Source organism: Saccharopolyspora endophytica (genome assembly GCF_018070075.1).
Classification (GTDB): domain Bacteria; phylum Actinomycetota; class Actinomycetes; order Mycobacteriales; family Pseudonocardiaceae; genus Saccharopolyspora; species Saccharopolyspora endophytica.
On the sequence record NZ_JAGPXE010000009.1, the window covers coordinates 112,084 to 139,018 of the forward strand.

The window sequence follows — 26,935 nt, forward strand, 5'->3', positions numbered from 1 at the left end:
TGTTTGGTGTTGCCTGATTGTGCCCCTTGTTGTCATATTGTCAAGGCTTCGAGAACACGAGGAAAAACCTCGGCACGGTAGGGAGTGGTGCATGTCCACGCTGCGGGGAGTCGGTGTCAGCCCTGGCAGAGCGGCCGGCCCGGTCTTGTTGGTTCATGACCGGTTGCCCGAGCCCGATCGCGGGCCCGAGCCCGCCGACCCGACGGCCGAGGCCGCGCGGATCCGTCCCGCCGCGCAGGCGGTCGCCCGGCGTCTGCAGAAGCGGGCGGCGGCCACCGACGGCGAAGCCCGGTCCGTCCTGGAGGTGACGGCCGCGATGGCCACCGACCCAGGTCTGCTCTCGGCCGCAGAACAAGCGGTCACCGGTCGGCGGCTGCCCGCCCCGCGCGCGGTCTTCGAGGCCTCCGAGCAGTTCTCGGACGCGCTGGCGGCGGCGGGCGGCTACCTGGCCGAACGCGTCCGGGACGTCCAGGACGTGCGGGACCGGATCGTCGCCGAGCTGTCCGGGACCGCCGCTCCGGGAGTGCCCGAGCCCGCCACGCCGAGCGTGCTGGTCTCGCGCGACCTGGCCCCGGCCGACACCGCCGATCTCGATCCCTCGATGGTGCTGGCCCTGGTGACCGAGGAGGGCGGCCCGACCAGCCACACCGCGATCCTGGCCAGGGCGCTGGGGATCCCGGCCGTGGTCGCCGCGCGCGGCGCGCTGGCGTCGGGCGCCGCCGGTGCGCGCGTGGACGGCGCGGCGGGCACGGTCGAGCTCGTCGCCGAACCCGTCACCGCCGAAGCGGCCACCCGATCCGAAACCCGGTGGCGCGGAACGGGGAGGACCGCCGACGGCCACCCGGTGAAGCTGCTCGCCAACGTCGGCTCCCCCGCCGATGCCACGAACGCGATCGATGCGGGCGCGGAGGGCTCGGGGCTGTTCCGCACGGAGTTCTGCTTCCTGGACGCCACCGGCGAACCGTCCCCGGACGCCCAGCGCCAGTCCTACGCCGACGTTCTTCGCCCGTTCGCCGGAAAGCCCGTCGTGGTGCGCACTCTCGACGCGGGAGCGGACAAACCGCTGCCGTTCCTCGACATCGCCGCCGAGCCCAATCCCGCGCTGGGCGTGCGGGGTCTCCGCGTCGCCTTCGACCGCCCGGGCGTGCTGGACCGGCAGCTCGCCGCGATCGTCGCCGCCACCGAGGACACCGGTGCCGAGGTGTCGGTGATGGCACCCATGGTGGCGACTCCGGGCGAGGCGGCGTGGTTCGCCGAGCGCGCCCGTGCCGCCGGGGTCGGTCGCGTCGGCGTCATGGTGGAAACCCCGGCCGCCGCGCTGTGCGCCGAGGAATTGCTGGCCGAAGTGGACTTCGCCAGCATCGGCACCAACGACCTCGCCCAGTACACCTGCGCCGCGGACCGCATGACCGGCGCGCTGGCCGCCCTCAACGACCCGTGGCAGCCCGCGCTGCTCCGGCTGATCGCCCTGCTGGGCGACGCGTCCGCGTCACAGGGCAAACCGGTGGGAGTGTGCGGCGAGGCGGCAGCCGACCCGCTGCTGGCGGGCGTCCTGGTCGGCCTGGGGGTCAGCAGCCTGTCGATGACCTCGGCAGCCCTGCCCGCGGTGGGTGAAGAACTGGCCCGGCGTTCCCTGCCGGAGTGGCGCGCGGTCGCCGAGCGCGCGGTGTCCGCACCCGACCGCGTCCAGGCGCGCGAAAGGGCCCGGGCGGCCCTGGACGGCTGAGCGGATCGGCAGGTCGGGCGCGTGGTGCGGGCCGGACATGACAAGCTGGTCGCGTGACCGGACCTCTCATGCTCGTCGATTCGGCCGGGTTGTGGTTTCGCTCGTTCTACGCGCTGCCCGACTCGCTGACCGCCCCTGATGGCACGCCGGTGAACTCGGTGCGCGGCTTCTGCGACATGCTGGCGAAGCTGATCACCGATCGCCGGCCGTCCCGCCTGGTCGCCTGCTTGGACAACGATTGGCGCCCGCAGTTCCGGGTCGACGCGCTGCCGTCGTACAAGACGCACCGGGTGGCCGTGGAAGACCCGGAGGCGGAGGAGGTGCCCGACACGCTCTCGCCGCAGATCCCGGTGATCCTGGAGGTCCTCGACGCCGCGGGCATCACCACTGCCGAGGCGGAGGGTTTCGAGGCCGACGACGTCATCGGCGCGCTGGCCGACCGCGAGCGCACCGACCCGGTGGAGGTCGTCACCGGCGACAGGGACCTGTTCCAGCTGGTCCGCGCAGAACCGCAGGTGCGGGTGATCTACATCGGAGCGGGCCTGGCCAAGGCCCAGGACTTCGGCCCCGGTGAGCTCGCCGAGAAGTACGCGCTGTCGCAGGAGCGGGCGGGTGCGGACTACGCGGAGATGGCGGTGCTGCGCGGAGACCCCTCCGACGGGCTGCCCGGCGTGGCGGGCATCGGCGAGAAGACCGCGGCGAAGCTGATCACCCAGTTCGGGTCCCTCGACGACCTGCTGCGGGCGGCCGCCGAAGGCGACGCCCGGCTGACCTCGCGGATCCGCACCAAGCTCAGCGAGTCCGCCGAGTACCTGGCGGCGGCCCCGGCCGTGGTCAACGTGGTCAGGAACGCGCCGGTCGTCATGGACCGCGAGTCCGACGCCATGCCCGCCGAGCCGGACCTCGACCGGCTGCGCGCGCTCCAGTCCACCTGGGGCCTCGGAGCCAGCATCGACCGCCTCATCGCAGCCCTCGAACAGTAGGCATCACAACGGTTTTGCCGGGCGCGGCGGGGAATCCTCACCGCGCCCGGCAGGTCGGAGCGAACCCGGTCGCGTCCACTAGAAGCCGGTGCCGCACCACGGTGGCCGCTGCAGCGGGAACAGCAGGTCGGCGTCGGTCAACGCCTGCGGATCGTGGACCTGGACGAGTCCGGCCGTGGCGAGGGCCGAGGCCGTCTGATCGCCCAGGTAGAGCGCCGCCAGGGCCGCGGCGTCCAGCGTCAGCTGCGGAGCGTCGTCGCAGGTCGTGGCCCCGTCCGGGCTGATGCGGTAGCAGCCGGTGTTGGCGGGCCGGAACTCGTCGACGACCTCCAGGACCACCGGCTCCCCGCGACCGTAGGTGCGGGCCCGCAGGGCGGCGCCGACGTCGACGAGGCGGACCCACAGGTCGTCACTCACCCCCGTGGTGCGGCAGGCGCGACGATCGGTCAGCCACCACTCGACCGGCTCGTCCACCGGGCGCTCGAAGCCCGCGACGGTCGTCACGAGGTCGATGTCGAGCAGGAAGCGCCACAGCTCGATCGCCGCGACGTCGTTGGCCGCCACCAGGTCCCACACGTCCACAGTGGAGGATTCCCCGCGCGGCTGGTACACGGCGAAGCCGTCGTCCGTCCCGGACTCGTCGGCGTGCACCGCGACCGCCTGGCTCTTGTTCAACACGGCGCTCCGGCCCGGCCACCACCCGTCGGGGCGGTGCATCCAGCCCGCGCGGTCCCGCGCGCACTTCGGGTACAAGGCGGGCATCAGCTGCGCCGCCTGCTCCTGCGAGACCAGGCGGACCCGGCCGCCGCGCGGGACCGAGCGGCGCATCCGCGCCCGCGAGCGGTCGACCTCCACGTTCCGGACCCTGCTGGCGACGCCGTAGCCGAAGCGCTCGTAGATCCCGGCCTCGCTGGCGTGCAGCATCGCCACGACCTCACCGCGCCGGGCGGCGTCGTCGAGCTGGAACCGCATCATCCCGGTCAGCAGGCCGCGCCGGGTCGAATCGGCTCGCACCGCCACCCCGGTCACCGCCGCCGCAGGCACCTCAGCGCCACCGGGAACCGTCAGCGAGCTGGTCATCGACAGGGCCGTCCCCGCCAGCTCGCCGTCGAGAAAAGCGCCGAGCACCCGGCCCGGTTCCATGCGCTGCGAGCTCGACGCCCACTGCTCGTCATCGGCCAGCGGGAACAGCAGCGCCCGCCGGAACAGCTCGTTGGCCTCGCGGTACTCGGACTCGGACAGCACCCGGACTTCGGTTTCACCCACGGCAGCGATCGTCTCCGACCCCGACCGCGCAGTCCACCGATTACTTCGGGTGCCCGACCTCGTAGACGCCCTCGTCGTTCTTGACCGTGACCGTGACGACCTTGTCGGCGCCGTTGATCCGCACCTGGCAGTCGAACCGGTGCCGAACCTCCACCGGCTCACCGTCCGGGCAGGTCACCGCACCGACACCGGCGATGTTGTACGAGCCCTTGAGCGTCTGCGTGACGCCCTTCTCCACGCTGGCCGCGTCGAACACCGAGCGCACGAAGAACCCGGGAGCGACGAAACCCAGCACCAGCACCACGGCGAGCACCACGAGCACGCCCGAGCCGCCGAGGATCCACGGCAGCATCGACCGCTTCCGCTTCTGCGGCACCTGCGGGAAACCGAAACCGCTCGGCGACGGGTAGTACGGCTGCGGCTGGCCGTACCCGTATCCGTAGGGCGGCTGCGCGTACTGGGGCTGCTGGATCGGCTGCTGGTGCACCGGTTGCGCGGGGTACGGCTGACCCGCGTAGCCACCCGGCTGCGGATGGCCCGGCTGCATCCCAGGCCCCTGCGGTTGCCCCCACTGGGGGTAACCCCCTGGCGGGCCGTAGGGGGACGACATCTACACCTCCGGATGACTTCAGCTGGCGCGGCCGACTGCCAGTGATCCAACCACAGCCGGGTCACACACCACCGGCGGCCACCACGCCCCGGCGGATCGCGGTCACGGCCTTCGCCGCCGCCGAGCCGACCGGGTCCTTGGTGCCCATCACGTCGCGGATCTGGTCCAGCAGGTCGATCACCTGGCGGCACCAGCGCACGAAGTCGCCTGCCGAGAGCTCGTTACCGGCGGACTCGGCGGCGGTGAGCACCTTCTCCAGCGACTCACCGCGCGCCCACCGGAACACCGGCCAGGCGAACCCCGCATCGGGCTCGCGGGTGCGGTCGAGCTTGTGACGACGCTCGTCGTCCTCCAGCTCCGCCCACAACTGCCAGGTCGAGGTCAGCGCGTCGGTGATCGGCCCGGCCGGGACCTGCGGAGCAGGCCCCTCCCGCCGCGACTCGTAGACCAACGAGGACACCACCGCCGCCAGCTCGGCCGGGCCGAGCCCGTTCCAGGTCCCCACCCGCAGGCACTCGGCGGCCAGCAGATCGGACTCGCTGTAGAGCCTGGACAGCCGCCGACCGTGCTCGGTGACCTGCCCCGCCTGCGTCTCCACCTCGTCGACGTCGTCACCGGGCTTGCCGTCCGGGGCGGGCAGGTAGTCCCGCTCGGTCAGCAGCGCCACGATCCGGTCGAACGAGCGGGCCAGCGAGTGCGTGGTGCTGTTGACCTTGCGACGCAGGTTCTCGTTCTCACCGCGCAGCCGCTCGTAGCGCTCCGCCCAGCGGGCGTGCGCCTCCCGCTCGTCGCAGCCGTGGCACGGGTGCGCCTTCAACGCCCGCCGCAGGCTCGCCAGCTCGGCGTCGTCGGTGGCGTCCGAGCGCTTCCGGCCGCGCCCGCCCGAGGAGCTCAACCCCGTGCTGCGCAGCGACGACGCCAGGTCCCGGCGGGACTTCGGCGAGCGGGTGTCGACGTGCTTGGGCAGCTTGAGCTTGCCCAGCGCCTCCACCGGCGAGGTGAAGTCGGCGACCGACAGGCGTCCCGACCAGCGATCCTCGGTCACCACCAGCGGACGCGGCTCGCCCATCGGCTCCAGACCCGGGTCGATCACCACCGCCAGCCCGGACCGGCGCCCGGCCGGCACCGAGATCACATCGCCCTTGCGCAGCTTCTCCAGCGATTTGGCCGCCTCGGCGCGCCGCGACTGCCGGTTCTGCCTGGCCAGCGCCTTCTCCCGCTCGGAGATCCGGCGCCGCAGGTCGAAGTACTCGGCGAAGTCGCCCAGGTGGCACTCCATCGCCTCGGTGTAGCCCGTCAGGGCCTCGGCGTTGCGATCGACCCGGCGCGAGAGGCCCACCACCGACCGGTCGGCCTGGAACTGCGCGAACGACTGCTCCAGCAGGTCCCGGGCCGAGTCCTGACCGACGCGCTGCACCAGGTTGACCGCCATGTTGTAGCCGGGCCGGAACGACGAGCGCAGCGGGTAGGTGCGCGTCGAGGCCAGACCCGCCACCTGCTTGGGGTCCACGCCCGGCTGCCAGACCACCACCGCGTGGCCCTCGATGTCGATGCCGCGCCGCCCGGCACGACCGGTGAGCTGCGTGTACTCACCCGGGCTGAGGTCCACGTGCGACTCGCCGTTGAACTTCACCAGGCGTTCCAGCACCACCGTGCGGGCGGGCATGTTGATGCCCAGCGCCAGCGTCTCGGTCGCGAACACGGCCTTGACCAGGCCGCGCACGAACAGCTCCTCGACGGTCTCCTTGAACGCCGGCAGCAGCCCGGCGTGGTGCGCGGCCACGCCCCGCTCCAACGCCTCCCGCCACTCCCAGAAGCCGAGCACGCCCAGGTCGGCGTCGGGCAGGTTCCTGGTCCGCTCGTCGATGACCTCGCGGATCTCCTCGACCTCGGACTCGGCGGTCAGGCGCAACCCGGCCCGCACGCACTGCGCCACCGCCTGATCGCAGCCGTTGCGGCTGAAGATGAACACGATCGCCGGCAGCAGCCCCGCGGCGTCGAGGCTGGTCAGCATCTCCAGCCGGGACGGCGGCGAGAACCGGGGCGGACGCGGCCCCTTGCGCTTGTTCGGCGGGCCACCGCGGCGGCCCCCGTAGGGCATGTGGGTGCGCGCCAGCTGCTGGGTGTGCCGCAGCAGCTGGGGGTTCATCGTCAGCTCGTGGTCATCGGTCTCACCGCCGAACAGGTCGAACATCCGCGGCCCGACCTGCATGTGCTGCCACAGCGGCACCGGCCGGTGCTCGTCCACCACGACCGTGGTCTCCCCGCGCACCTCCTGCAGCCACTCGCCGAACTCCTCGGCGTTGCTGACCGTCGCGGACAGGCTCGCGAGCTGCACGTAGTCCGGCAGGTGCAGGATCACTTCCTCCCACACCGCGCCCCGGAACCGGTCGGCCAGGTAGTGGACCTCGTCCATCACCACGTAACCGAGCTGGTCCAGCCCGCGCGAACCGGCGTAGAGCATGTTGCGCAGCACCTCGGTCGTCATCACGACCACCTGCGCGTCGCCGTTGATCGAGGTGTCGCCGGTCAGCAGACCCACCGCGTCGTTGCCGTACCGCTCGCACAGGTCGGCGAACTTCTGGTTCGACAACGCCTTGATCGGCGTGGTGTAGAAGCAGCGGCGCCCCTCCGACAGCGCCAGGTGCACGGCGAACTCGCCCACCACGGTCTTGCCCGCACCGGTCGGCGCGCACACCAGCACGCTCCTCCCGGCCTCCAGCGCCTGACATCCGGTGAGCTGGAAGGGGTCTAGTTCGAAGGACAGCTCCGCGATGAACTCGGCCAGTTTCGGATGGGCACTGCGGCGGGAATGCGCCGAGTACGCGTCGGCCGGCGAGAGCTTGGTCGGGTTGGAACGGCTGGCAGCCACGTACCAAGGTTTTCACATCACCCCGACCGGTGTCTCACAACGCTCGCTTCGGAGCCTCCTGCCAGCCGCGATGCCGCGAGCCGCCGGTCACCGCCACCGCTCGCAGCGCGGCGCCTTCCCACCTGGCCAGTGCGCCGCGACGCCGCGCGACGGATCCCAGCAGGCCTCGTACCAGCACCGCCGCGCAAGCCGGGAGGAGCCGGATGTTCACACGTGCTGTGCGCCACACGCCACGCTGAGCGCACCCGGCGTGCAGCGGATCGTCAGGGGCAACCGGGCCTGGGGTTCACCGTCGGCGTAGGCCAGCCAGCCGTTCTCCCCGCCCAAGCGGACCGACTTGGCGCGCAGCGTCGTCACCGCCGGGTGGTCGACGTGGCGTCCGGTGCGCAGCCTCGGCAGGATCCGCACCAGCTCCCGGCGCGGCACCCGGCCGACCACGGTCACGTCGAACAGACCGTCGTCGTCCAGCGCATCGGGGCAGATCGGGATGCCGCCGCCGTACCAACCGGTGTTGCCCACCGCGATGAGCGTGGCCTCGACGTCGAGGACTCCGCGCTCGGTCTCCAACCGCACCGGCCTGGCCCGCAGCCCCAGCAGCTCCCGCAGCAGCGCGAAGTCGTAGCGGCGTTGACCCCGCGGCCAGCGCATCCGGTTCGCCCTGGCGTTGACCTTCGCGTCGAAGCCGGCGCACAGCACCGTCGCGAACCACCCGGTGCCCGCGATCTTGCCGAGGTCGATGCGCCGCCGCGCACCGGCGGAGATGGCCTTGGCCGCAGCGCGCGCGGCCGCCACCGGCTCGCGCGGGATGCCCAGGCTCCGGGCGAGGTCGTTGCCGGTGCCCGCGGGGATGATCGCCAGCGAGGTCGACGACTCGGCGCACGCCTGCACGGCCAGGTGCGCGATACCGTCACCGCCGACCACGGCCAGCACGTCGGCCTGGTCCTCCACCGCGCGCCGCACGGCGGTTTCGGTGCCGGACGTGTCGGTGGCGATGACCGTCCGCACCTCGCACACAGCGCGAAGGTGGTCGGTGAGTTCACCGACCACCTTCGCGGGAAGACCACCACCGGCCGCGGGGTTGATCACCAGGACGCAACGCATGAGGATGCATCTAATCCCACTTGCGTCCCCGTTGGCCAGGGTTCGACGGGTTGTGACCGTCAGGTGATGTCGTCGTGCTTCTGCGGTGCCGACGGTGTCGTGTCCAGCTTGGACGCGAACGGATCGACCTCGGACGCCTCGTCGAGGCCAACGCCGGTCAGGCCCTCGGCCTCCATCTTCTTGGCCTTGCGCCGGTCGTGCGAACGGCAGATCAGCGCAGCCAACAAGAACAGCAGCGACAGCGCCGCCGACAGCGCCAGCATCGAGAAGGGGTCCTGCCCGGGCGTGGCGATCGCGGCGAACACGAACAGCGCGAACACCAGCCCCCGCCACCACCTGCGCAGCTTCTCGTAGGTGACGACACCGGCGCGGTTGAGCATCACCAGGATCAGCGGGAGCTCGAAGCTCACGCCGAAGATCACCAGCAGCAGCAGCATGAAGTTGATGTACTTGCCACCGGTGAGCGCGGTGAAGAACGCCTCGCCGCCGAAGCCCGCCATGAAGCTCAGCGCCTCGGGAACGATGAAGTACGCCAGGACCGCGCCCGCGACGAACAGGATCGTCGCGAAGAACACGAAGGTCCGGGCGAACTTGCGCTCCTTGGTGTAGAGACCGGGCGTGATGAACGCCCACAGCTGGTACAGCCACACCGGGCTGAACAGGATCGCGCCGACCGACAGACCCACCTTCATGCGCAGCATGAAGATCTCGAAAGGCTCGGTCTGCAACAGCTGGCAGGTCCCGTTCGGGCTGAGCCGCTGCTCCACGGGGAGCGCGCAGTACGGCCCGAGCAAGATGTCACCGAGCGTCGGCCAGCCGAACGGCGCGGTGGAAAACCAGATGAACCCGAGGATGGCTCCGATGACCACTGCCGTCATCGCCACCCCGAGCCGGTAACGCAGCTCGAAGAGGTGATCGATGATCGTCATGGTGCCGTCGGGGTTGTGCCTGCGTCCCCACCGACGGCGATCATTGCGGAACGGGTTCAGGCGACGCAGTGGACTGTCACCCACTTCGCTAGCCCCGTCCTCAGTCAGTTCTTCTGTTCGTTCTGCTGCTTGTCCTCGACCGGCGAGGTCGCCGGCGGAGTGCTCGGCTCACCGGCCGTCAGCTCCGGCTTCTGCTCCTTCTCCGACTGAGCCTTCTTCGCGGCCTCTTCGTCGGCCTTCATGCCTCGCGCCTCAGCCTTGAACACCCGAGCGGACTGCCCCAGAGAACGGGCCATCTGCGGGAGCTTGGTGGCGCCGAAGAGCAGCACCAGAACCAAGACGATGAGGACCAGCTCCCAGCCACCTGGCAAACCCATCCGTACACAACCTTTCGTGATGTCCCTGCTAGGCGCCAATGGTACGCGGGGCAGGGGTCGGCAAATAGGGCCGTTTCTGCTTCTCGTCAACCGCGACGGCGCTGCGAGAGCGCCACCTTGAGGCCCGCTGCACGCGCTTTGACCATTCCGCTGCGGTCAGCGAGATCGTGGGCCGCCCCCCGCTGCACGCGTCGAAAGCGACGCACCTCCATCAAGGTCCTGACCAGCAGGAACACCAGCAGGACGAGGCCTACGGCCAGCAGCACGAGAGTCCACACGAACGGCACGTTGTTCACCGTATCGGGCTCAGGTGGACGGAAGGTGACGGGTCCGCCTCAACGCGGCATGGGCTCGTTGACGCACGTCACCCCCCAACTCCTCGGGGCTGAGCACCGTCACCTGGCCGCCGAGGCCGAGCAGCAGCCTGGTCATCCACGCGCTGTCGGCGTAGCGCATCCGCACCCGGGCCCGGCCGCCGGGGAGCTCGTCGACCTCGTCGACCTGGTAGTACTCGGCGACCCACCGGGCGTCCGGCTCCAGTTCGATCTCGGCCACCCGCTGGTCGGGCGCGGGTTGGAACAGACCTGCGGAAACGTCGGTCGGCTCGGCTTCGGACGGCGGCTCGGCGGGCTCGTCGAGCCGCTGAGCGGCATCGATGCGGTCCAGCCGGAACATCCGGACGCCGTGCGCGCTGCGGCACCAGGCCTCCAGGTAGCTGCGGCCGTCGACCAGCAGCAACCGCATCGGGTCGACCGTTCGCTCGCTGATCTCGTCGCGCGATGCCGTGTAGTAACGGATGCGCAACGCTTTGCCGCCGGTGACGGCGGATTGGACCGTTCGGCGCACCTCCGGGTCGACCGAGTCCTCCGCGCCGAGACCGATCACCACCCCGGACGGGCGGGCCTGGCCGACCGCGCTCTCCACCTTCGCCAGCGTGCGCTGCACCGCGTCGGAGTCGGGAACGCCCGGGGTGTCGGCGAGCGCTCGCAGCGCCACCAGCAGCGACGTCGCCTCGGAGGCGGTCAGCCGCAGCGGTCGCCGCATGCCGGCGTCGTAGGTGACGGTGATCGAGTCGCTGTCGAAGGACAGGTCGATCAGATCGCCGGGCCCGTAGCCGGGCAGCCCGCACATCCACAGCAGCTCCAGGTCCTTGCGCAGCTGCTGCGGGGTGACCCCGAAGTCGGTGGCGGCGTCGGCGATGGGGATGCCGGGGCGGCTGAGCAGGTAGGGAACCAGGGCCAGCAGCCTGGGCAGGCGTTGCGTCGCGCTGGTCATCGCCGTCCCTCCCCCGCCGCGTCCAGGTGGATCTCGTTGACCGCCTTGCGCAGGGTGTCCGGCTGCAGGACGGCGACGTCGGGCCCGTACCCGGCGAGCCAGCTCGCCGCGGACTCCGGGTACTTCACGTCCAGCTCCAGCACCTCGCCGGGATCGCCGTCGAGCTCCCTGCGCTCGACGACCTTGCCGATGCGCCGCACGCCGTGCGCGCGACCGTCGGCGACCCACACGCGGGACGGCGTCGGCGGCGGTGGCTCCCGCTGCTCGCCCGCGACCATCCGCAGCAGGTCGACCTCCTGCGGCCGCTGCACGACCCCGCTCTTGCCGACGGCGCTGACCGGCCCCTGGATGCGGGAGAGCCGGAAGCAGCGCGGCGCCTGCCGGTCGCGGTCGTGGCCCACGACGTACCAGCGTCCGCGCCAGGACACCACGCCCCACGGCTCGACGGTGCGGTGCCGGACCTCGGCGCTGCTGGGACGCCGGTAGTCGAACTCCACGACGCGGCCGGACTGCACGGCCGAGTGCAGCGTGCCGAACGCGGGTTCGCTGGTGCGCACCTTCGGCTCGACCGCGGCCGAGGCGCGTTCGTCCACGTCGACACCGGCGGCGCGGAGCTTGAGCAGCGCGCCCTGGGCGGCGGAGGTGAACTCCGGGGAGTCCCACAGCCGGACGGCCAGCGCGACGGCGGCGGCTTCGTCGGGTTCGAGGTCGATGTCGCCGAGCTCGTAATCGCGCCGGGCGATGCGGTAGCCGTCGGCGCTGTCGAAGGCCGAGTTGCGGCCGGTTTCCAGCGGGATCCCCAGGTCTCGCAGCTCGGCCTTGTCCCGCTCGAAGGTCCGGAAGAACGCCTCGTCGGAGGGCGCGTCGGCGTACCCCGCGACGATATGACGGATCCGCTCTGCGGTGAGGTACTGACGGGTCGACAGCAGGCAGAGCACCAAGTTCACCAAGCGTTCAGCACGCACAGTGGCCACTCCGAAACTCTAGCGCCAAAGTATTCGATCATGAGTTCGGGTACCGGCGTGTCGTCGCAGAACACCCATTCGATCGACCGCCGATTTCGGCCGGCACTGAACTCATCGTCGATGCGAAAGTCGTTCACGAAGCGTTCGCGTTCCTACCCTGAGGACATGCCTGCTCTGATGATCACCGGTGCCTCGCGCGGCATCGGCGCCGCCACCGCCCGCCTCGCCGCCGCCCAGGGCTACCGGCTGGCCCTGCTGGCACGCGACACCGACGCCCTGTCCGGCCTGGTCGAGGAACTGGTTTCGGACACCGCCGTGGCACTGCCCTGCGACGTCACCGACCACACCAGCCTGGCCGACGCCGTCGCCACGACCGAGCAGCGCTACGGCGGTGTGGACGCCGTCCTGGCCAACGCCGGGATGAGCGTGCCGACCTCGTTCCTCGGCAACGACGGCGCCGAACCCGAGCAGTGGCGCGACATGGTGCTCACCAACGTCTACGGCGCGGCGATCACCGCCCGCGCCGCCCTGCCCGCGCTGGTGCGCAGCAGGGGCCACCTCGTGCTCACCGGCTCCAACGCCGGTCGCGGGATCCGCCCGGGCAACCTCTACTCGGCCACCAAGTGGGCGGTCACCGGCATGGCGCAGAACATCCGGGCGGAGTGCGTGGGCACCGGGGTCAGGGTCACCCTCGTGCAACCGGGCATGGTCGAGACGGACATGACCGCGGACCGGACGGACGTCCCGAAGCTGGCCCCGGAGGACATCGCCCGGGGCATCCTCTACGCCCTGGCGCAACCGGCAACGGTCGACGTCAACGAACTGACGATCCGCCCGACCGGCCAGGCGCCCCACAGCTGAAGCCGGGAGCGGCGCTGCGGCCCGGCCGCAGCGCCACCCGGTTCGTGCGGGAGTCGAACGGCGCTACAGCGAGTTGATCAGCCGCTCGACCCGCTCGTCGACCGCCCGGAACGGGTCCTTGCACAGCACGGTCCGCTGGGCCTGATCGTTGAGCTTGAGGTGCACCCAGTCGACGGTGAAGTCCCGCCCCGCGGCCTGAGCAGCGGCGATGAAGTCACCGCGCAGCTTGGCGCGGGTGCTCTGCGGCGGGGTGTCCTTGGCGGCCTCGATCTCGCCGTCCTCGGTCGCCCGGTCCACCAGGTCCTTGCGCTGCAGCATGTCGAACAGCCCGCGCCCGCGCCGGATGTCGTGGTAGGCGAGGTCGAGCTGCGCGATGCGCGGGCTGGACAGCTCCAGACCGTGCTTGTTGCGGTAGCGCTCCAGCAGGCGGAGCTTGATCGCCCAGTCGACCTCGCGGTCGATCAGCGAGTAGTCCTCCTGCTCGACGGCGTCGAGGGTGCGGCCCCACAGCTCCAGGATGCGCTCGGACATCGGGTCCGAACCGCGCCGCGCGACGTGGTCGACGGCCCGGCTGTGGTACTCGCGCTGGATGTCCAGGGCCGAGGCCTCCCGGCCGCCCGCCAGCCGCACCGTGCGGCGCCCGGTGAGGTCGTGGCTGATCTCGCGGATCGCCCGGATCGGGTTGTCCAGGCTGAAGTCCCGGAACTGCACGCCCTGCTCGACCATCTCCAGCACCAGGTTGGCCGCCCCGACCTTGAGCAGGGTGGTCACCTCGGACATGTTGGAGTCACCGACGATGACGTGCAGCCGCCGGTAGCGCTCGGCGTCGGCGTGCGGCTCGTCGCGGGTGTTGATGATCGGCCGGGACCGGGTGGTGGCGCTGGAGACGCCCTCCCAGATGTGCTCGGCGCGCTGGGACAGGCAGTACACCGCTCCGCGCGGGGTCTGCAGGACCTTCCCGGCACCGCAGATGAGCTGGCGCGTCACCAGGAACGGCAGCAGCACGTCGGCGATGCGGGAGAACTCGCCGGAGCGTCCGACCAGGTAGTTCTCGTGGCAGCCGTAGGAGTTGCCCGCTGAGTCGGTGTTGTTCTTGAACAGGAAGATGTCCCCGCCGATGCCCTCGTCGGAGAGCCGGCGTTCGGCATCGATGAGCAGGTCTTCGAGGATGCGCTCACCGGCCTTGTCGTGCGTGACCAGCTGCGTGAGGTCGTCGCACTCGGCCGTGGCGTACTCGGGGTGAGAACCCACGTCGAGGTAGAGGCGGGCACCGTTGCGCAGGAAGACGTTCGACGACCTTCCCCACGACACGACCCGCCGGAACAGGTACCTGGCCACCTCGTCCGGGGACAGTCTGCGCTGCCCGTGGAACGTGCAGGTGACCCCGAACTCGGTTTCGATGCCGAAGATCCGCCTCTGCATGTCTCCACACTAGGCGCAAAACCGCCCTCGCGGCGGTCCGCCGTTCGGGCAACTGTCGAAATGAGTTCGGCTGATTTTGGTAGCAGGCCGTCACTCACCCCGTTGCGCACGCCCCCGCACGGAGCAGCCGGAATCGCCGTACATCCGTACGATTTCCCGGGATGTGGGCCGCCCGTCCCACCGCGAACGACATCGCTCCCGCACCCGAGGCGGGTGCGGGAGCGATGAGCTCGGCCGGGTCACTTGCCGGACGGGGTTTCCTCGCCGTCCTCGGACTTGTCGGAGTCCTCAGTCGACGCCGGCAGCAGGGCGGTCAGCGCGGCGCCCTGGATGCGGCGGAACGTCCGGTTGGGACGGGCGCGGTCGAGGACCGCGACCTCCAGGGCCTTGGTGCCCAGTTCCCGCGCGGAGTCCCCACTGGACGAAAGTCCCTTGACGGCGACCCGGATGGCGTCGCCCAATTCCATTCCATCGCTGAAGGAATCCTTCAGCGAGCTGGTGATGGTGTCAGCCTGACCGCCCATCACGACGTACTGCGGCTCGTCCACGATGGACCCGTCGTAGGTGAGCCGGTACAGCTGGTCCGACTCGGCGGTCGCACCGACCTCCGCCACGCAGATCTCGACCTCGAACGGCTTGATCTGCTCGGTGAAGATCGCGCCCAGGTGCTGGGCGTAGGTGTTGGCCAGCGACCGCCCGGTCACGTCACGCCGGTCGTAGGAGTAACCGCGCACGTCGGCGATGCGCACGCCGGCGACCCGCAGCGCCTCGAACTCGCTGTAGCGGCCCACCGCGGCGAAGCCGATGCGGTCGTAGATCTCGGAGACCTTGTGCAAGGTCGGAGACGGGTTCTCGGCGACGAACAGCACCCCACCGGCGTACTTGAGCACCACCACGCTGCGGCCCCGGGCGATGCCCTTGCGGGCCAGCTCGGAACGCTCCCGCATCAACTGCTCGGGGGAGGTGTAGAACGGCATCGTCACGGCTTCTGCACTCCTGAATCTGCTCGCTGTGGCAGGCGGGATCGTGGGACGGCGCTGGTCAGCCGCCCGGGTTCTCCAGGCGTCCGTTGACCACGGCGGTGGCGATCTCGGAGGTCTGCTCCTCGGTCAGACGCACCGCGCCCTCGGCCGCGGTGATGGTGATGACCGACGGGTAGATCCGCCGGGACACGTCCGGGCCACCGGTGGCGCTGTCGTCGTCCGCCGCGTCGTAGAGCGCCTCCACCGCGGCGCGCGCGGCGGTGTCCAGGTCGGCGTCCGGGTCGAAGCGCTTCTTCAGCGCCGACTTGGCGAACTGCGAGCCGGAACCGACCGCGTGGTAGCCGCCGGCCTCGTTGTAGCGACCGCCGACGACGTCGTAGGACACGATCCGGCCTGCGCGGTCGGGGTCTTCGGCGTCGGTGTCGTAACCGGCGAACAGCGGCACGACCGCCAGCCCCTGCATGGCCGCGGACAGGTTGCCCCGCAGCATCGTGGCCAGCTTGTTGGACTTGCCGTCCAGCGACAGAGAGATGCCTTCGAGCTTCTCGTAGTGCTCCAGCTCGACCGCGTAGAGCTTCACGAGTTCCTGCGCGACACCGGCCGTCCCGGCGATGCCCACCGCCGAGTAGGCGTCGGTGACGAAGAGCTTCTCCATGTCCCGCTGCGCGATGACGTTGCCCATCGTCGCCCGGCGGTCACCCGCCAGCAGCACGCCGCCGCGGAAGGTGACCGCGACGATGGTGGTGCCGTGCGGCGCCTGCACCGTGCCTTCGGGCACCTTGCGCCCGCCCGGCAGCAGTTCTGGTGCGGCGGCTTGGAGGAAGTCGGTGAACGACGAGGATCCGGGGGTCAAGTAGGCGGCGGGAAGCGCCTGCCCGGGGAACTGGGCCGAGCTCTGGTCCATCAGCGACATCGTCTCCGTTCTCACAGGACTCCTGCGACAGGATGCACTTTAGTCATGATCGAGTGCGCAGCGAGCGGCACCGGGCCGGTGTTTCTCCGGCCCGGTGACCGGTTCTCGCTTCGATCACCGCCAGGGCGCACCGGCGGCCGGGGGCCTACTGGCCGCCCTTCTGCACGTAGGCGCGCACGAAGTCCTCGGCGTTCTCCTCCAGGACGTCGTCGATCTCGTCAAGGATGGCGTCGACGTCCTCGCCGAGCTTTTCGCGACGTTCCTGACCGGCGGCCTCCGGTTCGTTCTCTTCCTCGCCGTCGCCGCCGCCCTGCCGCTGAGCCTTCTCCTGAGACATCTCGCCTCCCGGTGGGTTGAAGTCCCGAACTCCCCCGGAATCGGGGGTGTCCTGCCTTGAACACTACCTATCCGACCACTCGTTCGCCCACGCCCAGCTGGGCGTCTTTGACGATCTTTCCGACTACCTGACGTGCGCGAAACGCGGTCGTAGCGGGTCACCCCTTCGTCAGCGAGTCGACCAGTTCCTCGGCGCTGTTGCTGGCTTCCAGCAGGGCGCCGACGTGGGCCTTGGTGCCGCGCAGCGGTTCCAACGTCGGGATGCGCACCAGGGATTCCCGGCCGAGGTCGAAGATGACCGAGTCCCAGGACGCGGCGGCGACCTCCGACGGGTAGCGCTCCAGGCAGCGTCCGCGGAAGTAGGCGCGGGTGTCCTCCGGCGGGGTGGCGACGGCTTCCTGCACCTCTTCCTCGCTGACCAGGCGTTTCATCGAACCCCGGGTGACCAGCCGGTTGTAGAGGCCCTTGTCCAGCCGCACGTCGGAGTACTGCAGGTCGATCATGTGCAGCCGGGGCGAGGCCCAGCCCAGCCCGTCGCGGCTGCGGTAGCTCTCCATCAGCCGCAGCTTGGCCGGCCAGTCGAGCCTGTCGGCGCAGGACATGGGGTCCTTGCCGAGCATGTCGAGCACCTCGCCCCAGGTGTTGAGCACGTCGCGCGAGGCCCGCTCGGCACCGTTGGCGTCGAGGAACTCCGAGGCCCGCTCGTGGTAGGCGCGCTGGAGGTCCAATCCGGTGAACCGGCGGCCGTCGGCGAGCTCCACGGACTGCTTGAGGGTGGGGTCGTGGCTGATCAGGTGCACCGCCTGCACCGGGTCGGCCAGCTTGAGGTCGTCGAACCGCAGTCCGCCCTCGATCATGTCCAGCACCAGCGCAGCAGTGCCGAGCTTGAGGTAGGTCGAGGTCTCGGCGAGGTTGGCGTCGCCGATGATGACGTGCAGCCGCCGGTACTTGTCGGCGTCGGCGTGCGGTTCGTCGCGGGTGTTGATGATGCCGCGCTTGAGGGTGGTCTCCAGCCCGACCTCGACCTCGATGTAGTCCGAGCGCTGGGAGAGCTGGAATCCGGGCTTCTCACCCGACTGGCCGATGCCGACCCGGCCGGACCCGCACATCACCTGCCGGGAGGCGAAGAACGGCGTCAGGCCGCCGATCACCGAGGTGAACGGGGTGTTGCGGGCCATCAGGTAGTTCTCGTGCGTGCCGTAGCTGGCGCCCTTGCCGTCGACGTTGTTCTTGTAGAGCTGTATGGGCGCGGTGCCGGGCACGCTGGCCGCGCGCAACGCCGCCTCCTCCATCACGCGTTCGCCGGCCTTGTCCCAGATGACCGCGTCGCGCGGGTTGGTGACCTCGGGCGCGGAGTACTCGGGGTGCGCGTGGTCGACGTAGAGGCGTGCGCCGTTGGTGAGGATGACGTTGGCCGCGCCGAGGTCGTCGCCGTCCGAACCGTTGGACTGCTGCGCCGCCGAGCTCAGGTCGAACCCGCGCGCATCGCGCAGCGGCGACTCGACCTCGTAGTCCCAGCGAGCCCGTCTGGCTCTCGGGATCTCGGCCGCCGCCGCGTACGCAAGCACGATGTGGGTGGAGGTCAGCACCGGATTGGCGCTGGAATCGCCAGGCACGACGATGCCGTACTCCACCTCGGTTCCCATGATCCGCCGCATACCTCGCAGAGTACGGGGTATCGGCGACGGAGCAGAGTGCTTGAAGCCACAGGTTCGCCGATCGTGCCTTTCGGCGTTGCGCCGACCGGGTGGCACGATCGTGGTGTGGGCATGGGTGAGGAGCAGGTCGCGCTGTACGACGCGGCCGGGCGTGTCGTGGGCCGGGCGTCGCGGAGCGAGATGCGCGCGAGGGGGCTGTGGCACGCGGCGACTTCCGCGCTGCTGCTCTCCGGCGATGAGAAGCGCATCTACGTGCACCGCCGCACCGACACCAAGGACGTCTACCCGGGCCTGCACGACTGCACCGCCGGAGGCGTGGTCGTCGCCGGCGAGGACCCGTTCGACGCCGCCCGCCGGGAGCTGGCCGAGGAGCTCGGGGTGCGCACCGAACCGGAGTTCCTGTTCCGCGAGGTCTTCGAGCAGAACACCGTCCGGTACCACGGTTTCGTGTTCCAGGCGCGCTGGGACGGACCCGTGGTGCACCAGCCCGAGGAGGTCGCCGAGGGCTGGTGGATGCCCGTCACCGAGCTGCGCGAGCGCCTCGACGACCCGCTGTGGCCCTTCGTGCCCGACGGCCGTCAGTTCACGCGGCGGTGGCTGCGGGAGCGCGCTGCGCGCACCTGAGCGGCGCTCAGTGCCACGGCAGCTGGGAGCGCTCGCCCCAGTAGGTCGCCGCGTCGGTGGCGAGTGACTTGAGCGTGGCCAGGTCGTGGTCGTCGAGCTCGACGCGCAGCGCCGCGAGGTTGGTCTCCAGCTGCTCGACGCTGGCCGGGCCGAGCAGCACCACGTCCGCCCACGGCTGGGCCAGGGCGTGGGCGACCGCGATGGCGTCCGGCCCGACGCCGTGGCGGGAGGCGATGGCGGCGAACTCGTCCGGCGGTTTCAGCGCCAGCCGGCCGTTGGCCATGGTCTCCTTGAGCAGCACCCGCCACCCGCCGGTGTGCACCTCGTTGAGGGTGCGGCCGACCGAGGGCTCGGCGGTGTTCCAGGTGGACTGCACGGCGCTGAACAGCTGCGTCCCGCCGATCTCCAGCTCCCACGCCCGCTCGATGGCCTCGGGCTGCGCGGCACCGCTGGTGGAGAAGCCGAGCCGCACGCCGGCGTCGCGGATGCGCGCCAGCTCGTGCTGCAGCTCCAGGTCCTCGAACAGCGGGCTGTCACCGGTCAGCGAGTGAACCTGGTAGAGGTCGATGCGATCGCCCAGCAGCGTGCGGGTCTCCGCCCACTGGGTGCGCAGGCGCTCCAGCGAGTGCTCCTTGACCTCGTGGACCTCGGTCTCGATGCGCCACTCGGCGACGTAGGCGTAGCCCCACTTGCTGGAGACGGTGACGTCCTCGTGGCCCCGCTCCCCCAGCCAGTCGGCCAGGAACTGCTCGGCGCTGCCGTAGGAGCGGGCGGTGTCGACCCATCGGATGCCGTGGGCGTAGGCGGCGTCCAGGACGGAGCGGGTGCGCTCCTTCATCGCCTGGGCCGTGCGCTGCTGGGGCAGCACGTCGGCGCGGCCGACGTTGATGTAAGCGGGCCGGCCCAGCGCGGCCAGCCCGAGTCCCAGCCGCTGCACCGGGTTCTGCGCGGGGATCATGCCCTGCAACGTATCCCGCCGCAGGGCCGCCCGCACGAGCTCGGGGCCGCCATCCCGGAAGGAGGGATGGCGGCCCCGAATCACCGTCGTTCGACCACGCGTGCGAGCGCGGCACCTGAGCTACAGGTACTGGCCGGTGTTCGTCGCGGTGTCGATCGCTCGGCCGGATTCCTGGTTCTTCCCGCTGACCAGGGTGCGGATGTAGACGATCCGCTCGCCCTTCTTGCCGGAGATGCGGGCCCAGTCGTCCGGGTTGGTGGTGTTGGGCAGGTCCTCGTTCTCGGCGAACTCGTCGATGATGGCGTCCTGCAGGTGCTGCACCCGCAGGCCCGGCTGGTTGGTCTCCAGCACCGACTTGATCGCCGCCTTCTTGGCCCTGTCCACGATGTTCTGGATCATCGCGCCGGAGTTGAAGTCCTTGAAGTACAGGACCTCCTTGTCACCGTTGGCGTAGGTGACCTCCAGGAACCGGTTCTCGTCGGTTTCGGCGTACATCCGCTCCACCGTGGCCTGGATCATCGCGTCCAGGCACGCGGCGTTGTCGCCGCCGAACTCCTTGAGGTCCTCCTCATGGATCGGCAGTTCGGTGGTGAGGTACTTGGAGAAGATGTCCTTGGCCGATTCGGCGTCCGGACGCTCGATCTTGATCTTCACGTCGAGCCGGCCGGGGCGCAGGATCGCCGGGTCGATCATGTCCTCGCGGTTGGAGGCACCGATGACGATGACGTTCTCCAGGCCTTCCACACCGTCGATCTCGCTCAGCAGCTGCGGGACGATGGTGGTCTCCACGTCGGAGGACACACCGCTGCCGCGGGTCCGGAAGATCGAGTCCATCTCGTCGAAGAACACGATCACCGGCGTGCCCTCGGAGGCCTTCTCCCGAGCGCGCTGGAAGATCATCCGGATGTGCCGTTCGGTCTCGCCGACGAACTTGTTGAGCAGCTCGGGGCCCTTGATGTTCAGGAAGTAGGACTTCGCCTGACCATCGTCGTCACCTCGCGCCGCGGCCACCTTCTTGGCCAGGGAATTCGCCACCGCCTTGGCGATGAGCGTCTTCCCGCAGCCCGGTGGCCCGTAGAGCAGGACGCCCTTGGGCGGGCGCAGCTGGTACTGCACGTAGAGGTCGGAGTGCAGGAACGGCAGCTCCACGGCGTCGCGGATCTGCTCGATCTGCCCGGCGAGGCCACCGATGTCGCGGTAGCCGACGTCCGGCACCTCCTCGAGGGTGAGGTCCTCGACCTCGGCCTTGGGCACCACGTCGTAGGCGTAGCCGGCCTTGCTGTCGACCAGCAGCGAATCGCCGGCCTTCAGCCCGGAGTCGGCCAGAGGTTCGGTCAGCCACACGACGCGTTCCTCGTCGGTGTGCCCCATCACCAGCGCGCGCGGGCTCTCGCCCTCGGCGTAGGACAGGACCTCCCGGAAGGTGCACACCTCACCGGTCTGCTCGAACGCACCCGCCTCGACCACCGTGAGGGCCTCGTTGAGGCGCACCGACTGCCCCAACCGCAGGTCCCCGGCCTCGACGTTCGGCGACACCGCCACCCGCATCTTGCGACCGGAGGTGAACACGTCGACCGTGCTGTCCTCGTAGGCGTGCAGGAACACGCCGTACCCGCTCGGGGGCTGGGCGAGGCGGTCGACCTCCTCGCGCAGTGCCATCAGCTGGCCCCGCGCTTCCTTCAGGGTCTCGGTGAGTTTGGCGTTCCGTTCGGTGAGCTGGCTCACTCTCTCGGATGCCTCGGCCAGCCGCTTTTCCAGCAGGCGCGCCTGTTGAGGAGACTCGTTGAGCCTGCGGCGAAGCAGTGCGACCTCGTCTTCGAGAAGACGGATCTGGCTGCGGAGCTCCGCGGAGCCCGCACCCTGCTCGCCGTCGCCCTCCTCAGGCCGGCTGCCGGGACGGTCGTGCTGCATATCGGCACCCTCCTCCCGTGCTCGTACCACCACGGTACCGGCGATCACCGACGACGGCGGCGTCGTGAGGTGTCCGCCGGATCGCCCAGCGTGCCACAGAAATCTCCGAATACACACGGTCTAAAGACGTTTGTTCCCGGCGCGTTGCATCCTGGCTGGTCGGGGCGGATACGGTGGGTTGTCGATCATGGTCCGTTCGATACTCCCGGACAACCTTCCGGCACCCCTGCGGAAACACCGCGACCACGGGTTTTTCCGTTGCGCCACAGCGCTCGTGTGCGCTCTGCGATCATCCGGGTTAACGACTCCGGCAACCGGGTGGCATTTTCGGTCCGGAGCCTCCGCACTTCTCCCATCATTTGGAACAACTCCGGGCGTCCGGACATTCCGGACTCCGCCGAGGCGGATGCGGAGGTTGTAATCCGGATACTCCGCACTCGCGGGCCCAAAGGCTCTGGTCTACTTACCGCCGCTAGCGCACAACCGGCGTCGAATGCCGCAGGAACACTCCTGGGAGGAGTCCATGACCTATCCGCCGCAGCAGCCTGGACAGGGCGGGTGGGGGCAGCAACCCACGGGGAACGGATTCCCCCCTCAGCCTTCCGGCGCCCCGCAGCAGCAGCCCAACTGGTACGGCAACCAGCACACCGGTTGGGGCCAGCAGGGCCCGGAGCAGGGACAACCCGGCCAGATGCACCCGGGTCAGCCGCAGCCCGCGCAGCCGCCGCAGCCCGGTCAACCGATGCCACCGCAGTGGGGCAGCGAGTTCGGCCCCGGTTCGTGGCTGAAGGAGCCCGGCGGCTTCGGCGATGTCGAACCGCCCGCACCGCAGAAGTCGAAGCTGCCGGTCGTCCTCGGGATCGTCGCGGCCGTGCTGGTGCTCGCCGGAGCGGGCGTCGGCGTCTACTTCTGGCTCGGCAGCGGCCCGGGCGAACCGCGTCCGGTGGCCCAGGAGGTCGTGGCCAAGGTCAACGCGGGCGACTTCGGCACCGTCGGCGAGCTGTTCTGCGAGTCCAACAAGGCCCAGCTCGACAGCGCCATCGGCCAACTCAAGCAGTGGAAGTTCGACGTCCGCCTCGGGGAGGTCACCCGCAACGGTGACAAGGCTTCGGCGGATCTGACCGGAACCTACGAGGCCGACGGGGCGTCCCAGCCGGTGGACCAGACGATGGGCCTCGTCGTCGAGAACGGCGAGTGGAAGGTCTGCGACCTCGGCCAGTAGCCGGGGCGCATCGAGGGGAACAACAGAAAAGATTCAGGGGGAACACCAGTGACGTACCCACCGCAGCAGCCGCCCGGCCAGGGCGGATGGGGGCAGCAGCCCGGTGGCCAGTACCCGCAGCAACCCGGCGGGCAGTTCCCGCCGAGCGGCGGGCAGCAGTACCCGCAGCAGCCCGGCGGCGCCTACCCGCCCAGCGGGGGCCAGCAGTACCCGCAGCAGCCGCAAGCGGGATACCCGCAGCAGCCGTACCCGAGCCCGTACGGCCAGCCCGGCTACGGCGGTCAGCCGCCCAAGAAGAAGTCCCCGCTGCCGTGGATCCTCGGCGGCGTCGGCGGCCTCGTCGTCATCGGCGTGATCATCGCCCTCGTCCTCGCCTTCACCGGCGGCCCGGGCGATCCTCGACCCGTCGCGCAGCAGGCCGTGGACATGATGAACGCCAAGGACTTCGCCGGGGTGCAGAGCCTCACCTGCGACAAGTCCAGCAGGAAGCTGCAGGACATGGTCGACATGATGGAGGGCAAGGGCTCCCAGTTCGACCAGCTCAAGAAGATGGGCGCCTCCGATGCGGACATCCAGAAGATGCTCGACAGCTTGGAGATGAAGTTCACCCTCGGCCAGGTCATCGACAACGGCGATGACACCGCCACCGCGCAGTTCAACGGCACGATGTCCCTCCACATGGAGGTCATGGGGCGGACGGTTGATCGGGATCTCCCGATCAACGAGACGAACGACCTGATCGTCGAGGGCGGCGAGTGGAAGCTCTGCTGACCGCGCGCTCGGTGGTGAGCAGGGTCTTCTGACCGGAGAGACACGAGAACGGGCCCGTACCGGAAGTTCGGTACGGGCCCGTTCTCCGTCGTGTCAGCCCTTGCTGGGGCGGCGTTGGACGCGCGGTGGGGTGACGCCGTCGGCGAGGCGGCGGCTGGTGAGCAGGAACGCCGTGTGGGCGACCATGCGGTGCTCGGGGCGGACGGCCATGCCGACCACGTGCCAGGGGCGCAGCAGCGTCTCCCATGCCTGCGGCTCGGTCCAGTTCTGCTGCTCGCGGATCGCCTCGGTGACGCGGGAGAGCTGGGTCGTGGTGGCCACGTAGACGATCAGCACGCCGCCGGGGTTGAGCTTCTCCTTGACCAGCTCCAGCACGTCCCAGGGTGCGAGCATGTCCAGCACGATCCGGTCGACGGGCTCGCCGTCGTACTCCAGGAGGTCGCCGAGCCGCAGGTCCCAGTTCTCCGGGATCTCGCCGAAGAAGCGCTTGACGTTGCGCTCGGCGTGCTCGTGGTGGTCCTCGCGCACCTCGTAGGAGGTGACACTGCCCTCCGGGCCGACCGCGCGCAGCAGCGAGCAGCTCAGCGCGCCGGAACCGGCACCGGCCTCCAGCACCTTCGCGCCCGGCCGGATGTCGCCCCACATCAGGATCTGGGCGGCGTCCTTCGGGTAGATGACCTGGGCTCCGCGCGGCATGGACAGCACGTAGTCGGCCAGCAGCGGGCGCAGCGCCAGGAACGACGTGCCGCCCGCGGAGACCACGACCGAGCCCTCCGGCTGCCCGATCAGGTCGTCGTGCGCGAGCGCGCCGCGGTGGGTGTGGTACTCCCCTCCCGCTTCCAGCACGACCGTGTACTTGCGCCCCTTGGGGTCGGTCAACTGGACCCGGTCGCCGGGCTGGAACTCACCGCTGACGGTGCTGCTCAAGTGCTGCCTACCTTCTCCACGCTCGCCTGACGTGCTCGATGCACGGCGAACCATCGTCGCAGATGGGCAGGCCTCTACCCCCGGCGGGAGCGCAGTGCCGAGCGCAGGTCCTCGCGGCGGAGGACTCCGCTGGGCCTGCCCTCCTCGTCGATCACCAGGAACTGCCAGGCGAGCACCGTCTGGACCCGCTCCAGCACCGCGTCCGGCGACTCGCTGTCCAGCAGGATCGTGTCCGCCTCGACCGGCTCCGCGGCGCGCTCGGCGGGTTCGTGCGGGGCATGCGTGGCCAGCCGCTCGGCGGCGGTCTGGTCGAGCAGGCCGACCGCGATGCCGTCGGCGCGGACCAGCACGACGCCACGTCCCGCGGCGGCCATCAGCGCGTCGGCGACCGGGCTCTCGGCGGGCAGCTGCAGCACCGGGCGCACCAGGTCCGACAGCTCCAGGCCGCTGGGCCACCGGCGGCGCTGCTCCGCCTGGTGCTCGGCGCTGGCCCCGGCCACGACGAACCAGGCCATCAGCACGCACACGCCGAGCCGCAGCCACTGGTCGTCGGCTCCGCTGAACAACCCCATCAGCGCGTAGACCAGCAGTGCGACGGCGACGGCTCCGGCACCGACGACACCGGCGGTGGTGCCCGCGACGCGGCGACCGGTGATCCGCCACAGCAGCGCGCGCAGCATCCGACCGCCGTCCAGCGGCAGGCCCGGCAGCAGGTTGAACACGCCGACGGCCAGGTTGGCCACGCAGGTCTGGGCGACCAGCAGCCAGATCGCGCCGCCCGGCGTCATGGCGTACCAGGCGATGCCGGTCGCGCCCGCCAGCACCAGCGACACCGCCGGTCCGGCAGCGGCGATCAGCCCTTCCTGGGCGGGCTTGGGCGGCGTGCGGGAGATCTCGGAGAGCCCGCCGAGCAGGAACAGCCGCACGCGGCGCACCGGCAGTCCCATCCGCAGGGCGACGATGCAGTGGCCGAGTTCGTGCAGCAGCACCGACGCCGCGAGCAGCACCGTGAACACCGCCGCCAGCACGGCGCTCTCCCACACCCCGGCGCCCGGCAGGATGCGGCCCACCATCGGCGTGTAGAGCAGCACGATGAGCGCGGCGCCGAGCCACCACGAGGTGGACAGCAGCACCGGAACGCCGGCCACCCGGCACAACAGCAGCCCCCCGTCGTTGAGCCTGGGCCGGACGGGCGAGGAAGCGGTCGGCGGCATGTGCGAAGGGTAGTAGGTCGGAGGTAAGAGGGCTGTTACGCCCGGGTGGAGCGATCGGAGTTCTCGCGGATTTCGCGACCACGCCCCTCCCGTGCCGATCTCCTGTCAGGGGGTTTCGTTAGGGTCAGTGCTCATGGCTGAGACCGCGCAGCAGGAACCCGAGCAGGCGACCCGCCGGCGCCCGGCGCTTTCGCCGTCGCGGGCCGGGGATTTCAAGCAGTGCCCGCTGCTCTACCGCTTCCGCGCGGTGGACCGGCTGCCGGAGAAGGCCACGCGCGCGCAGGTGCGCGGCACGGTGGTGCACTCGGTGCTGGAGCGGCTCTACGGCCTGCCCACCGAGCAGCGCGACCGGCAGAAGGCCGGGGACCTGCTGACGCCGGCGTGGGAGGAGATCCTCGCCGAGCAGCCGGAGCTGGCCGAGCTCTTCGAAGGCCCGGACGACCCGGAGCTGGCCAAGTGGCTGAAGTCCGCGAGCGGGCTGCTCGACGCCTACTTCGAGATGGAGGACCCGCAGCGGTTGCAGCCGGAGGCGTGCGAGCTGCGGGTCGAGACCGAGCTCCCCTCGGGCGTGCTGCTGCGCGGCTTCATCGACCGGGTCGACGTCGCGCCGACCGGTGAGATCCGCTTGGTGGACTACAAGACAGGCAACGCGCCGCGCGAGATCGGCGAAGCCAAGGCGATGTTCCAGATGAAGTTCTACGCCTTGGTGCTGTGGCGGTTGCGCGGCGAGATCCCCCGCCAGCTGCTGCTGATGTACCTGGCGAACAAGCAGAAGCTCGCCTACTCCCCCGACGAGGACGAGTTGCGCCGCTTCGAGCGGACTCTCGAGGCGATCTGGCAGGCGATCCTGCGCGCGGGCAAGACCGGGGACTTCCGGCCGAATCCGAGCAAGCTCTGCGACTACTGCGATCACAAAGCCCTCTGCCCGGCGTTCGGCGGAACCCCGCCGCCCTACCCGGGCTGGCCGGAAGACCCCGCCACCAACGAGGAGTCCATCCTGGACCGAACGGACTGACAGGCCCTGCCCCACA

25 protein-coding genes are annotated in these 26,935 nt (G+C 70.3%); 7 read left to right on the plus strand and 18 right to left on the minus strand.

Translation table 11 applies throughout. The annotated features are described in order from the left end of the window. Window positions 1-91 precede the first annotated feature (91 nt). Window positions 92-1,726, plus strand: a complete 1,635-nt coding sequence (locus KBO27_RS20885; protein ID WP_210971584.1) for a phosphoenolpyruvate--protein phosphotransferase — start codon at window positions 92-94, stop codon at window positions 1,724-1,726. 68 nt (window positions 1,727-1,794) lie between these two features. Beyond that, window positions 1,795-2,709 (plus strand): 5'-3' exonuclease, encoded by a 915-nt coding sequence (locus tag KBO27_RS20890; RefSeq protein ID WP_210971736.1) that lies wholly within the window; start codon window positions 1,795-1,797, stop codon window positions 2,707-2,709. A 78-nt stretch (window positions 2,710-2,787) separates the two neighbouring features. Here KBO27_RS20890 and KBO27_RS20895 read toward each other — a convergent pair whose 3' ends face one another. From KBO27_RS20895 to KBO27_RS20935, 9 genes are all read right to left on the minus strand, one after another. Next, complete coding sequence (locus KBO27_RS20895) at window positions 2,788-3,975, minus strand: GNAT family N-acetyltransferase (protein WP_210971585.1); 1,188 nt, start codon at window positions 3,973-3,975, stop codon at window positions 2,788-2,790. A 40-nt stretch (window positions 3,976-4,015) separates the two neighbouring features. Then, the gene (locus KBO27_RS20900) at window positions 4,016-4,522 is read right to left on the minus strand and encodes a DUF4333 domain-containing protein (RefSeq protein WP_246537684.1); all 507 of its coding nucleotides are present in this window, start codon (window positions 4,520-4,522) and stop codon (window positions 4,016-4,018) included. 124 nt (window positions 4,523-4,646) lie between these two features. Then, window positions 4,647-7,457, minus strand: a complete 2,811-nt coding sequence (locus KBO27_RS20905) for a DEAD/DEAH box helicase (RefSeq protein ID WP_210971587.1) — start codon at window positions 7,455-7,457, stop codon at window positions 4,647-4,649. Between the two features lie 207 nt (window positions 7,458-7,664). Further along, window positions 7,665-8,558 carry a diacylglycerol/lipid kinase family protein gene (locus tag KBO27_RS20910; protein WP_210971588.1) on the minus strand — a complete coding sequence of 298 codons (894 nt, stop codon included), beginning with the start codon at window positions 8,556-8,558 and terminating at the stop codon, window positions 7,665-7,667. Between the two features lie 59 nt (window positions 8,559-8,617). After that, window positions 8,618-9,571: a twin-arginine translocase subunit TatC gene (gene tatC, locus KBO27_RS20915; protein WP_307870527.1), complete on the minus strand. Its 954-nt coding sequence runs from the start codon at window positions 9,569-9,571 to the stop codon at window positions 8,618-8,620. 20 nt (window positions 9,572-9,591) lie between these two features. Continuing rightward, complete coding sequence (tatA, locus tag KBO27_RS20920) at window positions 9,592-9,864, minus strand: Sec-independent protein translocase subunit TatA (protein ID WP_093417273.1); 273 nt, start codon at window positions 9,862-9,864, stop codon at window positions 9,592-9,594. An 86-nt stretch (window positions 9,865-9,950) separates the two neighbouring features. Beyond that, window positions 9,951-10,151 carry a bacteriophage holin gene (locus tag KBO27_RS20925; RefSeq protein ID WP_132673754.1) on the minus strand — a complete coding sequence of 67 codons (201 nt, stop codon included), beginning with the start codon at window positions 10,149-10,151 and terminating at the stop codon, window positions 9,951-9,953. A 19-nt stretch (window positions 10,152-10,170) separates the two neighbouring features. After that, on the minus strand, window positions 10,171-11,139 hold the full coding sequence (locus KBO27_RS20930) for a helix-turn-helix transcriptional regulator (protein WP_210971589.1): 969 nt from the start codon (window positions 11,137-11,139) through the stop codon (window positions 10,171-10,173). Beyond that, on the minus strand, window positions 11,136-12,113 hold the full coding sequence (locus tag KBO27_RS20935; RefSeq protein WP_132673756.1) for a helix-turn-helix transcriptional regulator: 978 nt from the start codon (window positions 12,111-12,113) through the stop codon (window positions 11,136-11,138). The genes KBO27_RS20930 and KBO27_RS20935 overlap by 4 nt, the downstream gene beginning before the upstream one ends. A 156-nt stretch (window positions 12,114-12,269) precedes the next feature. Here KBO27_RS20935 and KBO27_RS20940 point away from each other — a divergent pair, with 156 nt between their 5' ends. Then, entirely contained in the window at window positions 12,270-12,965 is a 696-nt protein-coding gene (locus tag KBO27_RS20940; protein ID WP_210971590.1) for an SDR family oxidoreductase, read from the plus strand. Between the two features lie 63 nt (window positions 12,966-13,028). Here KBO27_RS20940 and pafA read toward each other — a convergent pair whose 3' ends face one another. The 5 genes from pafA to dop all read right to left on the minus strand — a co-directional run bounded on the left by pafA (window position 13,029) and on the right by dop (window position 18,277). Next, window positions 13,029-14,387 (minus strand): Pup--protein ligase, encoded by a 1,359-nt coding sequence (gene pafA / locus KBO27_RS20945; protein WP_132673758.1) that lies wholly within the window; start codon window positions 14,385-14,387, stop codon window positions 13,029-13,031. A gap of 239 nt (window positions 14,388-14,626) precedes the next feature. Beyond that, window positions 14,627-15,370, minus strand: a complete 744-nt coding sequence (gene prcA, locus KBO27_RS20950; RefSeq protein ID WP_210971591.1) for a proteasome subunit alpha — start codon at window positions 15,368-15,370, stop codon at window positions 14,627-14,629. A 58-nt stretch (window positions 15,371-15,428) separates the two neighbouring features. Continuing rightward, entirely contained in the window at window positions 15,429-16,274 is an 846-nt protein-coding gene (gene prcB / locus KBO27_RS20955; RefSeq protein WP_210971738.1) for a proteasome subunit beta, read from the minus strand. Window positions 16,275-16,428: 154 nt separating this feature from the next. Beyond that, the gene (locus tag KBO27_RS20960) at window positions 16,429-16,620 is read right to left on the minus strand and encodes a ubiquitin-like protein Pup (protein WP_132622389.1); all 192 of its coding nucleotides are present in this window, start codon (window positions 16,618-16,620) and stop codon (window positions 16,429-16,431) included. A 157-nt stretch (window positions 16,621-16,777) separates the two neighbouring features. Beyond that, on the minus strand, window positions 16,778-18,277 hold the full coding sequence (gene dop / locus KBO27_RS20965) for a depupylase/deamidase Dop (protein ID WP_210971592.1): 1,500 nt from the start codon (window positions 18,275-18,277) through the stop codon (window positions 16,778-16,780). Between the two features lie 111 nt (window positions 18,278-18,388). On the opposite strand from dop, the gene KBO27_RS20970 reads away from it, so the two are divergent. Continuing rightward, window positions 18,389-18,901 carry an NUDIX hydrolase gene (locus KBO27_RS20970; RefSeq protein WP_246537685.1) on the plus strand — a complete coding sequence of 171 codons (513 nt, stop codon included), beginning with the start codon at window positions 18,389-18,391 and terminating at the stop codon, window positions 18,899-18,901. A gap of 7 nt (window positions 18,902-18,908) precedes the next feature. Here the strand turns inward: KBO27_RS20970 and KBO27_RS20975 are convergent, their stop codons facing one another. Beyond that, a complete protein-coding gene (locus tag KBO27_RS20975) occupies window positions 18,909-19,859 on the minus strand; it encodes an aldo/keto reductase (RefSeq protein ID WP_210971593.1) in 951 nt (316 codons plus the stop codon). 120 nt (window positions 19,860-19,979) lie between these two features. Continuing rightward, entirely contained in the window at window positions 19,980-21,770 is a 1,791-nt protein-coding gene (gene arc / locus KBO27_RS20980; protein WP_210971594.1) for a proteasome ATPase, read from the minus strand. Between the two features lie 523 nt (window positions 21,771-22,293). On the opposite strand from arc, the gene KBO27_RS20985 reads away from it, so the two are divergent. Together KBO27_RS20985 and KBO27_RS20990 are read left to right on the plus strand one after the other, a co-directional pair. Beyond that, window positions 22,294-22,992: an Rv0361 family membrane protein gene (locus tag KBO27_RS20985; RefSeq protein WP_210971595.1), complete on the plus strand. Its 699-nt coding sequence runs from the start codon at window positions 22,294-22,296 to the stop codon at window positions 22,990-22,992. Window positions 22,993-23,040: 48 nt separating this feature from the next. Further along, a complete protein-coding gene (locus KBO27_RS20990) occupies window positions 23,041-23,763 on the plus strand; it encodes a hypothetical protein (protein ID WP_210971596.1) in 723 nt (240 codons plus the stop codon). 93 nt (window positions 23,764-23,856) lie between these two features. Here KBO27_RS20990 and KBO27_RS20995 read toward each other — a convergent pair whose 3' ends face one another. Both KBO27_RS20995 and KBO27_RS21000 read right to left on the minus strand, forming a co-directional pair. Further along, window positions 23,857-24,690 carry a tRNA (adenine-N1)-methyltransferase gene (locus KBO27_RS20995; protein ID WP_207920185.1) on the minus strand — a complete coding sequence of 278 codons (834 nt, stop codon included), beginning with the start codon at window positions 24,688-24,690 and terminating at the stop codon, window positions 23,857-23,859. A gap of 74 nt (window positions 24,691-24,764) precedes the next feature. Further along, window positions 24,765-25,904 (minus strand): site-2 protease family protein, encoded by a 1,140-nt coding sequence (locus KBO27_RS21000; RefSeq protein WP_210971597.1) that lies wholly within the window; start codon window positions 25,902-25,904, stop codon window positions 24,765-24,767. A gap of 133 nt (window positions 25,905-26,037) precedes the next feature. On the opposite strand from KBO27_RS21000, the gene KBO27_RS21005 reads away from it, so the two are divergent. Beyond that, entirely contained in the window at window positions 26,038-26,919 is an 882-nt protein-coding gene (locus KBO27_RS21005; protein ID WP_210971598.1) for a RecB family exonuclease, read from the plus strand. Window positions 26,920-26,935 lie beyond the last annotated feature (16 nt).

What these genes read in the sequence shown, in the direction of transcription:
- KBO27_RS20985 (WP_210971595.1), top strand. Translation starts at nt 22,294, where the DNA reads ATGACCTATCCGCCGCAGCAGCCTGGACAGGGCGGGTGGGGGCAGCAA.
- KBO27_RS20900 (WP_246537684.1), bottom strand. Translation starts at nt 4,522, where the DNA reads ATGCAGCCGGGCCATCCGCAGCCGGGTGGCTACGCGGGTCAGCCGTAC.
- KBO27_RS20890 (WP_210971736.1), top strand. Translation starts at nt 1,795, where the DNA reads ATGCTCGTCGATTCGGCCGGGTTGTGGTTTCGCTCGTTCTACGCGCTG.
- dop (WP_210971592.1), bottom strand. Translation starts at nt 18,277, where the DNA reads ATGCGGCGGATCATGGGAACCGAGGTGGAGTACGGCATCGTCGTGCCT.
- KBO27_RS20960 (WP_132622389.1), bottom strand. Translation starts at nt 16,620, where the DNA reads ATGTCTCAGGAGAAGGCTCAGCGGCAGGGCGGCGGCGACGGCGAGGAA.
- KBO27_RS20930 (WP_210971589.1), bottom strand. Translation starts at nt 11,139, where the DNA reads ATGACCAGCGCGACGCAACGCCTGCCCAGGCTGCTGGCCCTGGTTCCC.
- tatA (WP_093417273.1), bottom strand. Translation starts at nt 9,864, where the DNA reads ATGGGTTTGCCAGGTGGCTGGGAGCTGGTCCTCATCGTCTTGGTTCTG.
- KBO27_RS21005 (WP_210971598.1), top strand. Translation starts at nt 26,038, where the DNA reads ATGGCTGAGACCGCGCAGCAGGAACCCGAGCAGGCGACCCGCCGGCGC.
- KBO27_RS20885 (WP_210971584.1), top strand. Translation starts at nt 92, where the DNA reads ATGTCCACGCTGCGGGGAGTCGGTGTCAGCCCTGGCAGAGCGGCCGGC.
- KBO27_RS20970 (WP_246537685.1), top strand. Translation starts at nt 18,389, where the DNA reads ATGGGTGAGGAGCAGGTCGCGCTGTACGACGCGGCCGGGCGTGTCGTG.
- KBO27_RS20940 (WP_210971590.1), top strand. Translation starts at nt 12,270, where the DNA reads ATGCCTGCTCTGATGATCACCGGTGCCTCGCGCGGCATCGGCGCCGCC.
- KBO27_RS20910 (WP_210971588.1), bottom strand. Translation starts at nt 8,558, where the DNA reads ATGCGTTGCGTCCTGGTGATCAACCCCGCGGCCGGTGGTGGTCTTCCC.
- prcB (WP_210971738.1), bottom strand. Translation starts at nt 16,274, where the DNA reads ATGGACCAGAGCTCGGCCCAGTTCCCCGGGCAGGCGCTTCCCGCCGCC.
- KBO27_RS20975 (WP_210971593.1), bottom strand. Translation starts at nt 19,859, where the DNA reads ATGATCCCCGCGCAGAACCCGGTGCAGCGGCTGGGACTCGGGCTGGCC.
- KBO27_RS21000 (WP_210971597.1), bottom strand. Translation starts at nt 25,904, where the DNA reads ATGCCGCCGACCGCTTCCTCGCCCGTCCGGCCCAGGCTCAACGACGGG.
- pafA (WP_132673758.1), bottom strand. Translation starts at nt 14,387, where the DNA reads ATGCAGAGGCGGATCTTCGGCATCGAAACCGAGTTCGGGGTCACCTGC.
- arc (WP_210971594.1), bottom strand. Translation starts at nt 21,770, where the DNA reads ATGCAGCACGACCGTCCCGGCAGCCGGCCTGAGGAGGGCGACGGCGAG.